This window comes from Parcubacteria group bacterium (assembly GCA_041657845.1).
Lineage (GTDB): Bacteria > Patescibacteriota > Minisyncoccia > Moranbacterales > JAKLHP01 > JAKLHP01.
This window is the reverse complement of record JBBABD010000025.1, coordinates 1-11,336: the sequence shown is the minus strand read 5'-3', so window position 1 is coordinate 11,336 and position 11,336 is coordinate 1. Positions and strand designations below refer to the sequence as shown.

The window sequence follows — 11,336 nt, the reverse complement described above, 5'->3', positions numbered from 1 at the left end:
GCTTCAGGGCTGCGTGGTGGGCGCTCTCGGCTTCCCGCGAGCGAATGACCCCTTCGGGGGAGCGGAACATGTAGATGTGGTTCATGCGGCGCCTCCAGATCTCGGGGAATCGTAAACGGCGCAAGGGTGATCGGGGTAACTCTTGTTGGCATCCGATCGACTGTGTCCGAGCGCGATCATGTGATGGTATTCACAAAGCCCGCGTCCCTTGGTGTAACCCTTCATGGAAGGGAGACCGCCCTGGTCGGGACACTGCAAGCACTTGTCTGTCCTGACTTTCATTCCCCCACCACCGTTCCGTTCAACAGGCGAAGGCCTTCGTGGTATCCGGCCAGCCACAGGCTCTCGGCTTCTTTGCTGTCGATGGTCAGCCAATGAATCGCTGACTTGACGCCCTTGGAATACCCGTCAAGGTCCCAGGCTGCGCGAGCCTGCGTGCCGTCGAACGAGTCACCGATTGCGGACTCTACGTCGGGTCGGCGACCAGCACCCAGCCACATGGCGCACCAGAGGCCGAGGCACTGGGCGTACGCCTTGCAAGTGACATCCAGGAGCTTGTCGCTTGTCATCATACGCGACACGCATTCTTCGGTGACCACATTCGGTGTGGACTTGTAGGCAGGGAGCTTGGGCAGCGGGCTGAACTCAGCCTGCCCGTGCGCCTGGAAGCGCAACTTCGAGACACCGAATCGTGCGACGAGGTCACAGATCATCTTGGACTGGATTGCAGCTGTCATGGGAGTGATTCTCCAGGGTTGGGATTAGCGGTTTTTGCCGACCGTTCTGTCGACTCCCCATATCATCGAAATATCTCACCAGGGATTCAAGGGGTTTTTTCACGATTTTATTAAAAATTGAGATGACATCTAGTCCGGGTGCGCACGTGCGCGTACACGCGAGGCAAATCGCGAAAATTGGAAAGGAATGTAAGCCTACCGGAATAGTAGGATTATCCGATTTTAGTTTTTTGAGCTTTTGCGACTCCATAAAATTCATTGGTACCGTTGCCACCACGCGACGTAGTTGTTAAGGTCCCGATATGTTGACCGTCCGACCTCTCGATTCACTGGAGCAGACAGGCGCCGAAATGCTGCGCCTAGCCGTGACGTATGCGCACGACATGCTCCCACACATCGACAAGGGTCCCGAGGATCTGTTCGTCTTCATGCGTGAGATTCCCTACCGCGAGGACCCTGTCGACCAGGAGTGGGTGCAGAGGCCTTCCAAGACGCTCGACCACGATAGCCTGCATGGCGACTGCGACGACAAAGCCATCTGCGTAGGTGCCTGGGCTGCGCTACGCGGCTACCCTTTCCGCTTCGTGGCGCTGCGAAACTTCCACAGGTCTGTTGTGCATCACGTCGTCGCGGACGTACACTTCCCAAAAAGCGGGTGGACACGCATGGACGTGACGTACCCCCAAAACACAATGGGTTCTCGCGTTCCTTACGCTGAGGAGCTGATCCTAGCCGAATGGAACCCCTCATGATTACCATCGCAACCCTCGAAGGCGAAGCCCCGCGACTGCACGGTTGGTGGACCGACGTCAAGCGCTCCTCAGTCGGCCAAGCCATCTCGAACACGGGTGACGCGATCACCGGCACCGCAGGCGACATCGCGTCCGCCACGCGGGACGCCTACGGTGAGTACGTGCGCCCCTCCGTCAGCGTCGTGACCGACACAGGAGCCTTTGTGGGCGACGTGATCACGGGTGACTTCTCCAGCGCCGCTCAGAAGCTCAAGCACGGTACCGAGGACACACTCGCCTTCCTGGACCGTAAGCTCAACCCGTCCCAGGGGACCACCCTCGTGGAGGGGCTTCCCGTGACCGATACGGGTATCGCCTGGATCGTAGGCGGAATCGCCGCTGTGGGCGGCCTCTGGTACTTCACACGCAAGAAGCGCGGCAAGCGCAAGGGGAACTGAACATGCTCGCAGCACTCATGGGGGCCGACCCCACCACCGAAGGACAGCTGGCCACGCTCGAAGCGCGTTGGGCACAGCTCAGTGCAAGTGAGTTGGGGATCAAGACCCAGCTGAACAACCTGCCCGCAGCATACGGCATTGTCGATAGGGCGCAGCGCAACTCCCAGGTCACAGTTCTCAACGCCACACTAGGGGCGATCATGTCGGAGCTTGCACAGGTCGAGCACGCCATCGAACAGGTGAAGCGCACCATTGCGTTGCAGAATGCGTCCTCGAGCGCCCAAGTCGCTGTGGCTGACGCGGAGAAGGCGCAGACAACCGTGCGGGAGAATGCCGAGGCGTTCATCTCCCAGGGCACCACCAAGGGCGCCATGATTGCAGGCGTCGTTGCTGTGCTCGGATTCCTGGGCTGGAAGGCTCTCAAATGACCCCCGAGCTGGAAGCCCAGGCGTCCGCGCTGACGCTCCAGGTGTTCACAGGCGTCAGCCCCGACGTGGACGGGTCCCAGGTGTCGTACGGTGGACAGAATGTGTCACAGGCACGTTCAGGCTTGAATGAGGTCTTGTTCGCCATGCGTGCCAATCGGGCCGTTCCGGGGCACAGCGTGGACTATGAGCTTGCCAACGTGGTCTGGCCGGTATTGCTGCGACAGACTTGGTGGATTATCGCTGGGGCGGGCCTGCTGGGCTACTACATCGCCACGCGCAAGGAACCGTCCAAGAACAAAAGGACGCTCTGACATGCCCGATCCCGCCCTTCAAACGCTCCCGTATCCGAGACCCACGCTGGGTTACATCGCCGTCAAGGAATGGCTGCTGCCCGTGTCCCTGCTCGGGATCGGCCTTGCCATTGGGTACTACATGGGAAAGGTCAAATAATGTCCATCACTCCCGCCACAGGCCTCGAAAGCTACAACCTGAACATGTCCGCCAAGAAAGGCTCCGGCCCCGTGCTGCGCCAGGGCGTCCAGGGTTCACCCGTGAAAGCGCTCCAGACGTACCTGAACCGCCTGGGCTCCAAGCTCGCGGTCGACGGGATCTTCGGCGATGCCACCGAGATCGCGGTCATCAACCTGCAAAAGCGCTCCCAGCTCACCACCGACGGCGTGGTTGGCCCTCTGACCTGGAACGCCATTGCACAGAGCCTGGGTGAGTCGTTTTCTGTCACTGGATCGATCAACGCCTTCACGGGTGAACACGTGCCTGCTGAAGGAGCTTCCTCGGGCGTCATGTCGACCGGAGCGTGGGCTCTGGTGGCTCTGGCCGTCATCGGGGGCATCTACCTCTGGAGCGAGCAATGACCTCGCTGCTGGACACGTTTCGCGCTGCCACAGGAGGCGACTACGCCGGACTTGTCGAGGCGGTGCGCCCAGGCACCCAGGCTGAAGCCATCCAGGCAGGCCTGGAGTCGCTCACGGGTGTAAGCCCCGGCATCTACGACGTGGGTAACAACTGGGTCGTGATGTACCCCGAGCCGCAAGCGGCTCAAGTTCGCTCCTGGCTGGACAGCAAAATTTTCTCAACGGCCAAGGGCCAGGAAGGCGTCTCCTCCGTACAGGAGGTCCCGAGCACCATTCGCGGCACCACTGTGAAGCTCGGATCCGTGCTGGCGCCCTGGCTGATCTCTCGGGCCGTCCCAGCTGCACTGGGTTGTGTGCTGGTGGGATACCTCATCGGCAGCACCGGCAAGCGGTCGACAAAATCTGTCACCAGCGGGAGGCTGTGATGGCTGACGCCACGTCCAACATCGACAAGTGGATTGCCCTGGGACTCGATGAGAAGAGTCGCGCCATGTGGGCTATTGCGGGGATCATCACTGACCTCGCCGAAAACAACCCTGACTATGCCCTATTCCACACCGAGTGGGTACCGTTTTACGGCGCCATGGCCTCAACTTCGTTTGGACGGCTCAAGAGTGTCGACCCCGACGATGTCGCGCCGTACGTCAACGCCTGGGTTGCCTGGGCGGTCGAAAACCGTGCCAGCTTCACGGCCACCAAGGCCAAGACCGCGATGGTGCTTGCGGGGTTCGACAACACCCTTTCCACCGTCGTGGCCAATGCCATGTGGAGGCTGTCCAATACCGGGGAGCTGCCTCTGATCATCGCATCCCCTGCCGGTTGGGCAGCAGACGCAGGCGTCGACACCACCGACGTGGGTGTCGTGCTCAACAGCATCGGCAACGCCGCGAAGACAGGCGTCACCGCCACGTACGATATCATCCGATATCTGCCCTACATCGGGCTCGCTGTGGCGGCTTTTGTCGCTTGGCCCTACATCGCAGCAGCCCGCAAGCCGGGAAGCGCTGCCAACCGTGTCGCTGGAGGATTGTGATGGTCCGCAAGAACCCCATCGGACCCGTGAGCGTACGCTCCAAGACTCGAGCGCCGGAGAAGATTTACAAGGACTTCCACGGTCGGGCGCCCAACGGTCTCACCAAGGTCCCCTTTCGCATTCCTCGCGGGTTGATCTACCTGGGCGAGGCTGTGGCCGTCGAGTACCTGTCGAACAAGCTCAACGGTGGCGGCGACGGCAAGAAGGCTGTGTACCGTCATGACTGCCCCAAGGGCCAGAACATCGTCTGCACCGACGAGGGTCGCAAGCAGTTGTACGTTTTGGGTCCCAAGCAGATCGTCACCAGTCGCGGCATCGTCAACTGAAAGTGAATCCATGAAGAAGCAAAGCACCCTCCAGAAGATCCTGAGCATGAAGCCGAAGGTGTCGACGGTCAAGTCGTACACCACACACGGTGGAAAGAGTACCCAGGATATTGAACGGGAGCGTCGAGCCAAGACGTTTTCTGTCAAGAAGAACCCCACACCCCGGTTCTACATGGCCCGCTCCAAGACCCCAGGAGACTGGCTGCTCATGGACGGGCACAAGGTTCTCATGGATGACTCGTATCAGATCGTGTCCAACACCCTGGACGCCATCCGACGCAAGGGTTCAGGCAACTCGGAAGCCGACGAGGTTGCTTCGGCGATCTTGGCGAGGTCAAACCCTGGCGACGACTACCTGAACGACGCCACTGGCAACGAGATTGCGACAACGCTGCGATGGTCCCCTACCCACAAGGCGGACGGTGAGCGCCTCGCGCTGAACTTGGCCAATGTCGCCAAACGTCCCGACTTCAACAAGACGAGATACGTCGCGTTCCTGGCTGGGACGTGGATGCCTCGGGCAGCTCGCACCTACTACGGCAACGACCGAGACGTAAAGCTGTACGCCACGCTGCCGGTGCGCAAGGTTGCGGCAAGACTGTTCGTGGACTCGGTGCTGTCGGGTGACTGGGCTCCAACCAAGAAGAACCCCGCTCTACGCACCCACGTCTCGCGGGGCGAGTGCAAGCCGACTGCGAAGGGGAGACGGATTCTGTCTGCCCGGAAGAATCCCGAGTTCGGCAACGCGGGCAGCACGGCTCCGTGGACTGCGGCGAAGCTGCGCAACAAGATCAAGAAGTACCTGGGCCTGACCAGCGAAGAGGTCAAGACCATCAAGGACGGCTACCGCTACGTGTCTGGCTTCGTCGATTTGCGTTCCAAGGGATTGCCCATCATCTACGTCAACATCATGTGCGACGGTCGCATGGCAGCAGACCGCACTCCCGAGGGGTATGTTCGCACGGCGTCGTCTCTGAAGGACTACACAGGCGGCACGAACAACTGGTGCTCCTGGGGCACCGTCGAGCACGTCATCCTGAAGGTCGCCCGCGATCCAAGGAACGCAGCTCTGCATCCGTCCAGGCCGAATCCGAAGACAAGGTCTCGCACCCTCAAGGGTGGTCTCAAGATCACACGCGAATACACTGGAGCCGCATCTCGCAAGCCTCAGTACGTGGTACGTGACGCCCAGGGCAACTGGAAGGGCGCGAGCCACTCCAAGGTCCTGGCCGAAGTGCTCCGCGACTCCCTCATTCCTGCATCCCTCCGCTGAAAGGTGATACGATGAACACCATCCCACTCCTCAACCCCTCCCCGGTGCGCAAGAGCAATGCACGAGCTCTCATTGGAGAGTTCGACGTGTTCCTGGGCAAGAAGCACATCGACACCGTTTTCTTCACACCTGGAACTACAGCCGGTGACGTCAGGCGCAGTCTCATCAACCACGACGGCTATGACCCACGCATTGCCGTGATCGGCAAGTCATACCCTGGGCGCAAGACCAAGAAGAACCCCTCCCAGACCAAGCTCGCTGTGCGTGCCCTGGACCGCTCGCGCACCAAGGCCAAGTACGGCACGAAGGCGCACATCCCCGGCCTGCGCTACAAGGCCGAGGGCGTCACCGCGACGGGTGAGAAGGTTGTGTCTCGGGCACACACCCTCAGCGCGGCCAACACCTCCCGTGCAGCCCACAAGGCCGTCAAGGGTGCCGTCACGGATACGGCTACTGGCAGGGTCATGACGGTGCTGAAGGCCAAGCGCCAGCACAAGCGCACCGGGGCGGTCAAGAAGCCCCTGGTGGCGCTGCGCAGGCCCGCCAAAAAGCCTTCCAAACGGCCCCGCAAGTAGAATTTCGGCAGAACACTTGCCAAAACTGACCCGAGACAGTAATCTCGGGACTACAGCAGACTACGCGACTCCTTTAGTGCGAGTGGTCACAGATCAGATCCACACCACAAGGAGTCATGTCATGGCCACTCGCCGTCGCAGTCGCAAGTCCAAGAGCGGATACGTTCGCCCCAAGGTCCGCATCAGCAGGGGGACCGTCACGTTCGGTAAGCGCAGTCCCTACAAGGGCAAGGTCACCCGCGCCAACCCCTCCCGCACCCGTCGGAATCCGTCCGCCGCTCGTGGCGTCAAGAACGTCGTCCTCGGTACCGTGTTGCCCCTGGTGGCCGGTCTCGCTGGTGGCGTGGCGATCACGAACTACGGACTGAACAAGATCGGACTCTTCACCTCCGGCTGGGGTCTGAAGCTTCGCGGCCTCGTCCACATCGCCGTTGGCGCCCTGGCGTACGGATACATGAAGAAGGACCTCGCCAAGAAGGTCGCTCTGGGTGTGGCAGCGTCGGGTGGCATGGACCTCGTGCGCCAGAACGTCCCCGGCTTCACGGGTCTCGTGGGCGAGAACCAGCGCTACCGCATGGTAGGCTCTGACCTGCCTGCCGGTTCGATCCGCCGCAACCTCGGTGCCGATCTGCCTGCACGTTCCATCCAGAACACTCTGTCGGGCCGCTCGGGCACCACCGACGGATTCTTCCAGGCAAACTGATCCAGTTCGACAGAATTTGCCCTGAGAATCACTCAGGGTACTTGATCTTGAACGGTCCCGATCCTGGGGCCTTTTGAGCACACCCATAGGGTGACCCACTCGGACCATGAGAAGATGTGTCCGCACCAAGGAGATAATCATGTTTGCAGTCAGCGAGCGTTCCATGCAGGCCCTCGGCCTCGTCAACCAGGGCTCCCGCCCCGCCGGTGCTGGTGACTTCATCAGCTCCACCATCTGGGACACCGTCAAGTTCGCGACCGGCTGGAACCAGCTTGTCGAGTTCTTCGCCGTGCCGCAGAACAGCGCACAGTTCGGCGTCACCAAGACGCTGGGACACACGTCCATGACCGAGTCCCGCCGCCTCCCGGCTGGCAACTCGTTCGTGTTCGACCGCATCGCGCTGAACATGGTGCAGTCCAGTGGCGCAGGCGCTGCGGCCAACCAGACCCCCGACACCGTCGCCGACGCGGCCAAGAAGCTCCACGCCTTCAGGCACCTGCTCAACTACTCGATCCTGCGCGTGAAGATGCCCACGCTCGAGTTCGAGTTCGAGACGCCCATGAGTGCCTGGAACTCTCTGGCCGACCTCGTGGGCTACACGGCCCCGGTCGAGTACATCACCCCCACCCTGGCCGCTGCCGGAGCCCAGAGCTTCAACGCGGCGTTCGGTGTTCCGGGCAAGCTGCTCAACCTCGATCAGCAGGTCGTGATCTCGAACATCAACGGCAACCAGACCCAGTTCTCCATCCAGATCATCCCTGACCAGAACATCGCTTCGGTCACGGACGCGCTGACGGTGCTGGCCACTGACGGCGATGCGCTCCGCATCTCCCTCATCGGTGGAATGGTCCGCTCGAAGTAGTGTCTCCAGGGTCCCTCGGGACCCTTGTACCTTTGGTCGAGAAGGACTCGACCCTTTTACCTTTCTACCATGGCACCATCTCTTCCTTAGAGGAACCACATGCAAGCCTCCGACATCGCAGCCCAGCTCTCCGACGACATTTCAACCCAGCGCTTCCGCTACCCGAAATTCCTGGGCGGCGAGACGGTCGTGCCGTGCAAGGGTAACCCCAGCAACTCGGGGCGTCTCAAGATCAACAACTCGCTCAATGGCGCGTTCAAGATCACCGAGATCCGCATCCGCGCCTACGGGCCGTGCGACGTCAACGGCGTGGTGCCTCAGACCATCGACGCGATCACGGGGCAGCAGACCAGCTTCCCCATGGGGTTGGCTGTGTCGAGCGCGGCTGACGCCACCCAGAAGGCCGAGTCGGGCTTGACGGTGTACATCAAGGATGCCGCCACGGGTCGCGAGCTGACCGACGGCTTCATGCCCATCGAGAACCTGTGCGCTCCGGGCTATGTGCCTGGGCTGGTCGTGTTGAGCCCCTACAAGCTCGTCCTGGAAGACCAGAAGGACCTGTACTTCGAGTTCCGCAACCGCGACGAAGCCATCCTGACCGTCGCCGAAGCGGCGTACCACAAGGTCGAGGTGACGCTGATCGGGTTGCTGCACGACGGCGTGGGAGCATAAGCCATGAACCACCGTCGGGATTTACCCCTGGCGGTGTCTGAGGCTCGATTCCAGGCGGAGCTGGTGCAGCGCACCTCCAACGTCATCGGAACGCCTCTGGCCATATCTCTGGTACAGAAGCGCCGCCTGGACATGATCGCCTCCGGCACTGACGCCAATGGTGCTCCAATCATACCGCCCGAAGACCTGCTCGATACGGTCGAGGAAGTTGTCGCGGCCAATGGGCAGCGCACCTTCACCGTTCGTACCCCCGAGCGCGGCTTCTTCCGCTTCCTGTGGACCAAGTGGACCGTCAAGGGACCCCAGGGTCGCGCAGGTGCTTGGTCGACCGTGCCTGCCGACGAGTTGGCCGCTACACCCGCCTTCTACAGGCTCAAGCAGCGACAGCATCTGTCCAACTACCTGCACGACATTCGCCTCTCCATGACCTTCGTGTCGTCCCAGGGGCGTGTCATCACGACGGACCAGCCGTTGAGCGACCTGTGCGAAGCGCAGAGCCTGGGGCTGTTGCGTATCGGGCAGGGGCACATCTTCACGGGTGACTCCGAGATCAAGATCACGCTGCGCAACACGTCCAACGCCGAGCGTCGTGTCAGCGCCAACATCTTCGGCTACCTGTTGGTGCTCTGATGTACCCCAACCCCAACTACGACAACCTGCCCTGGGCTTCGACAACCCCGTTTCGCATGATGGCCACTCTGACGGCTCCCCAGATCGCTGGGGGCTTCAATTTCAAGGGTGTCAAGGCCAGCTTCAACTACGACCTCAACAACCGATCGCTGTACCTCATCGAGTCGATGTCGTTCCTGCCGTCAGTGTCTGATGAGATCCTGCTGGAGGCTCTGGTCGACAGCCAGACCAAGATGTCCTTGCTGACCATTGTGGACGACTCGGGAACGCCCGTGTTCCGGAATACGCTCCCGTTCGCGGGGCGCGTCGACGACCTTCGGTTGCGCTGGTGGTACTACTGCACCAGTGAGCCCAAGCACCTGGAGACGTTCATGAGCTGCAACCTGGACATCACGGACAAGCTCGTGGGATACCAGAATCTGTCCATCCGCGTGGCGCTGAATGGGTACGAGGTGTCGGACAAAAACTGGATCGCTGCGTTCTCCAAGTCGTCTGAATGGATCCCTGGTGCTGACGCGTCAGGTCGCCGCGGAGTGTCCATGGTCGAAGGTGTCCCACCCAGTACTCTGGCTGAACGGAGCTTCTGATGAGCTACCTACCACGCATCACGACGCTTCCGTTCGCCTGGAGCGAGGGTATCGATGTCCTGGCGGCCCCGGCACCGCTCATCATCGCCAACACCGCAGCGGTGCCTGGAGCGCACAAGGCGTGCATCCAGCCTGACATCGAGGTATTCGACAGTCCCACTTGGGGCGGCAAGGGCGTCAATGACAAGGGCAATTCGTTTGACTTGAGGGACAACATCTTCCTCGAAGCCGTACGCCTGGATTGCCCGTTTGCGGACGCGCTGCTCACCCTTCAGGCCAGGACCGAAGTGCGCATCTATGGTGTCATTGGAGCTGTGTTCGACACGGTCGCCACGGGCATCCCCAACGATGTCCCCTTCAAGCCAAACCTGTTCATCGACTTCTGCGCCCCTTGGGGCGAGTGGATGGAAGTGAACCGCTTCATCCCATTCGGGAAGCACACGGGTGGCGATGTTGCCACAGAGAAGTGGATCGGCTTGATCCCGTACGGGTTGGACATCAAGACTCTCGCACTGGACCCTGACTGGAATGCGGAGCCTCTCAAGCTGGAGATCAGCTTGAAGGTTCGTCACACCTACCCCAAGATCTGAGGTCCAACGTGGGCAACATGCGGACATCCAAAGCCAAGTACCCGTCCACCGGCAAGAAGTCTGGTGGCAGCGCTGCTGACATCTTGTCGCGCCTCGCAAGCGTCTTAGACGTAGAATTTAGGTTGTCGCTTGATGGCGAGAAGATCGAAAACCTCGTCTACCAACTCACCGGCAAGGGCTCGAAACTGCTCGCGGTGCAAGGCGTCGACTTCGATTTCGAGGCAGGCCCGTTTGAGGGCGCGATGTCTGGTGGACGAGGCATCTCATTCGGTCGTCGCTTCGTCGCTGGCGTCGAGGTGGACGCCTGGGTTGCGCAGGAGAATCGCGGGACGCTGCATTGGACAGAAAACGTCGATGAGTCGCGCTGGAAGGAAACGACCGAAGACGCCGCCTTCGAGGCGATCCATCCATCTACGCAGGTGCATGGATGGGTCGGGCTTGCGTTCGTCTATGTGGGCGGCGCGATCAACTCTTGGTGCTGGCTGTTCTCGAATGCGGACTACGCACGCCGCATCTACTACGTCATCCATGAGGCCGCGAGCTACAACGCAGACGGCACGATCAACGTGGCGATGATCCAGTACGCGACCTATGCGAGCGGGGAAGGGCCGATCCAGGTCGTCGACATCTGCCAAGCGGGGGACAGCGGACGAATCTTGCTTGCCGGAGATGACACAACCGTTGGGTCTACCGTCGATCTCGTCACGTTCGCGGCTGCGATGGAGGCTGACGCGAACGTTGGAGGCATCGGCTACGACGGCTACGGCGTGGTTCAGGCCGTGGAGCGCGATACGGGGGCCTTGTGGCGTTCGGACGACTCTGGAGCGACGTTCGCCAAGGTCACGAGCTTCTTCCTTGA

18 protein-coding genes are annotated in these 11,336 nt (G+C 61.0%); 17 read left to right on the top strand and 1 reads right to left on the bottom strand.

Annotated elements, in window-relative coordinates:
- Positions 1-278 precede the first annotated feature (278 nt).
- Entirely contained in the window at positions 279-737 is a 459-nt protein-coding gene (locus WC906_04160; protein ID MFA5777607.1) for a hypothetical protein, read from the bottom strand.
- A 350-nt stretch (positions 738-1,087) separates the two neighbouring features.
- On the opposite strand from WC906_04160, the gene WC906_04155 reads away from it, so the two are divergent.
- From WC906_04155 to WC906_04075, 17 genes are all read left to right on the top strand, one after another.
- The gene (locus tag WC906_04155; protein MFA5777606.1) at positions 1,088-1,489 is read left to right on the top strand and encodes a transglutaminase domain-containing protein; all 402 of its coding nucleotides are present in this window, start codon (positions 1,088-1,090) and stop codon (positions 1,487-1,489) included.
- Positions 1,474-1,926: a hypothetical protein gene (locus tag WC906_04150; GenBank protein ID MFA5777605.1), complete on the top strand. Its 453-nt coding sequence runs from the start codon at positions 1,474-1,476 to the stop codon at positions 1,924-1,926. Before WC906_04155 ends, WC906_04150 begins: the two co-directional genes overlap by 16 nt.
- Before the next feature lie 2 nt (positions 1,927-1,928).
- Positions 1,929-2,354, top strand: coding sequence for a hypothetical protein (locus WC906_04145; GenBank protein MFA5777604.1), 426 nt, complete (start codon positions 1,929-1,931; stop codon positions 2,352-2,354).
- Complete coding sequence (locus tag WC906_04140; protein ID MFA5777603.1) at positions 2,351-2,665, top strand: hypothetical protein; 315 nt, start codon at positions 2,351-2,353, stop codon at positions 2,663-2,665. The genes WC906_04145 and WC906_04140 overlap by 4 nt, the downstream gene beginning before the upstream one ends.
- Before the next feature lie 138 nt (positions 2,666-2,803).
- Entirely contained in the window at positions 2,804-3,226 is a 423-nt protein-coding gene (locus WC906_04135) for a peptidoglycan-binding domain-containing protein (GenBank protein MFA5777602.1), read from the top strand.
- A complete protein-coding gene (locus WC906_04130; GenBank protein ID MFA5777601.1) occupies positions 3,223-3,651 on the top strand; it encodes a hypothetical protein in 429 nt (142 codons plus the stop codon). The genes WC906_04135 and WC906_04130 overlap by 4 nt, the downstream gene beginning before the upstream one ends.
- Positions 3,651-4,259 carry a hypothetical protein gene (locus tag WC906_04125; GenBank protein MFA5777600.1) on the top strand — a complete coding sequence of 203 codons (609 nt, stop codon included), beginning with the start codon at positions 3,651-3,653 and terminating at the stop codon, positions 4,257-4,259. The genes WC906_04130 and WC906_04125 overlap by 1 nt, the downstream gene beginning before the upstream one ends.
- Complete coding sequence (locus WC906_04120; GenBank protein ID MFA5777599.1) at positions 4,259-4,585, top strand: hypothetical protein; 327 nt, start codon at positions 4,259-4,261, stop codon at positions 4,583-4,585. The genes WC906_04125 and WC906_04120 overlap by 1 nt, the downstream gene beginning before the upstream one ends.
- Before the next feature lie 10 nt (positions 4,586-4,595).
- On the top strand, positions 4,596-5,858 hold the full coding sequence (locus WC906_04115) for a hypothetical protein (GenBank protein MFA5777598.1): 1,263 nt from the start codon (positions 4,596-4,598) through the stop codon (positions 5,856-5,858).
- An 11-nt stretch (positions 5,859-5,869) separates the two neighbouring features.
- The gene (locus WC906_04110) at positions 5,870-6,433 is read left to right on the top strand and encodes a hypothetical protein (GenBank protein ID MFA5777597.1); all 564 of its coding nucleotides are present in this window, start codon (positions 5,870-5,872) and stop codon (positions 6,431-6,433) included.
- Positions 6,434-6,515: 82 nt separating this feature from the next.
- On the top strand, positions 6,516-7,136 hold the full coding sequence (locus tag WC906_04105; GenBank protein ID MFA5777596.1) for a hypothetical protein: 621 nt from the start codon (positions 6,516-6,518) through the stop codon (positions 7,134-7,136).
- Between the two features lie 139 nt (positions 7,137-7,275).
- Positions 7,276-7,998: a hypothetical protein gene (locus WC906_04100; protein ID MFA5777595.1), complete on the top strand. Its 723-nt coding sequence runs from the start codon at positions 7,276-7,278 to the stop codon at positions 7,996-7,998.
- 99 nt (positions 7,999-8,097) lie between these two features.
- Positions 8,098-8,670: a hypothetical protein gene (locus tag WC906_04095; GenBank protein MFA5777594.1), complete on the top strand. Its 573-nt coding sequence runs from the start codon at positions 8,098-8,100 to the stop codon at positions 8,668-8,670.
- 3 nt (positions 8,671-8,673) lie between these two features.
- Entirely contained in the window at positions 8,674-9,300 is a 627-nt protein-coding gene (locus WC906_04090) for a hypothetical protein (protein ID MFA5777593.1), read from the top strand.
- A complete protein-coding gene (locus tag WC906_04085; GenBank protein ID MFA5777592.1) occupies positions 9,300-9,887 on the top strand; it encodes a hypothetical protein in 588 nt (195 codons plus the stop codon). Before WC906_04090 ends, WC906_04085 begins: the two co-directional genes overlap by 1 nt.
- On the top strand, positions 9,887-10,477 hold the full coding sequence (locus tag WC906_04080) for a hypothetical protein (protein ID MFA5777591.1): 591 nt from the start codon (positions 9,887-9,889) through the stop codon (positions 10,475-10,477). Before WC906_04085 ends, WC906_04080 begins: the two co-directional genes overlap by 1 nt.
- Positions 10,478-10,494: 17 nt before the next feature.
- Positions 10,495-11,336: hypothetical protein (locus WC906_04075; GenBank protein MFA5777590.1), on the top strand; the 842-nt coding region annotated here is incomplete at its 3' end.

Excerpts from the sequence above, each read along its gene's own strand:
- WC906_04110 (MFA5777597.1), top strand. The coding sequence starts at position 5,870 with ATGAACACCATCCCACTCCTCAACCCCTCCCCGGTGCGCAAGAGCAAT.
- WC906_04120 (MFA5777599.1), top strand. The coding sequence starts at position 4,259 with ATGGTCCGCAAGAACCCCATCGGACCCGTGAGCGTACGCTCCAAGACT.
- WC906_04095 (MFA5777594.1), top strand. The coding sequence starts at position 8,098 with ATGCAAGCCTCCGACATCGCAGCCCAGCTCTCCGACGACATTTCAACC.
- WC906_04150 (MFA5777605.1), top strand. The coding sequence starts at position 1,474 with ATGGAACCCCTCATGATTACCATCGCAACCCTCGAAGGCGAAGCCCCG.
- WC906_04135 (MFA5777602.1), top strand. The coding sequence starts at position 2,804 with ATGTCCATCACTCCCGCCACAGGCCTCGAAAGCTACAACCTGAACATG.
- WC906_04140 (MFA5777603.1), top strand. The coding sequence starts at position 2,351 with ATGACCCCCGAGCTGGAAGCCCAGGCGTCCGCGCTGACGCTCCAGGTG.
- WC906_04145 (MFA5777604.1), top strand. The coding sequence starts at position 1,929 with ATGCTCGCAGCACTCATGGGGGCCGACCCCACCACCGAAGGACAGCTG.
- WC906_04130 (MFA5777601.1), top strand. The coding sequence starts at position 3,223 with ATGACCTCGCTGCTGGACACGTTTCGCGCTGCCACAGGAGGCGACTAC.
- WC906_04125 (MFA5777600.1), top strand. The coding sequence starts at position 3,651 with ATGGCTGACGCCACGTCCAACATCGACAAGTGGATTGCCCTGGGACTC.
- WC906_04080 (MFA5777591.1), top strand. The coding sequence starts at position 9,887 with ATGAGCTACCTACCACGCATCACGACGCTTCCGTTCGCCTGGAGCGAG.
- WC906_04160 (MFA5777607.1), bottom strand. The coding sequence starts at position 737 with ATGACAGCTGCAATCCAGTCCAAGATGATCTGTGACCTCGTCGCACGA.
- WC906_04085 (MFA5777592.1), top strand. The coding sequence starts at position 9,300 with ATGTACCCCAACCCCAACTACGACAACCTGCCCTGGGCTTCGACAACC.
- WC906_04100 (MFA5777595.1), top strand. The coding sequence starts at position 7,276 with ATGTTTGCAGTCAGCGAGCGTTCCATGCAGGCCCTCGGCCTCGTCAAC.
- WC906_04115 (MFA5777598.1), top strand. The coding sequence starts at position 4,596 with ATGAAGAAGCAAAGCACCCTCCAGAAGATCCTGAGCATGAAGCCGAAG.
- WC906_04155 (MFA5777606.1), top strand. The coding sequence starts at position 1,088 with ATGCTGCGCCTAGCCGTGACGTATGCGCACGACATGCTCCCACACATC.
- WC906_04090 (MFA5777593.1), top strand. The coding sequence starts at position 8,674 with ATGAACCACCGTCGGGATTTACCCCTGGCGGTGTCTGAGGCTCGATTC.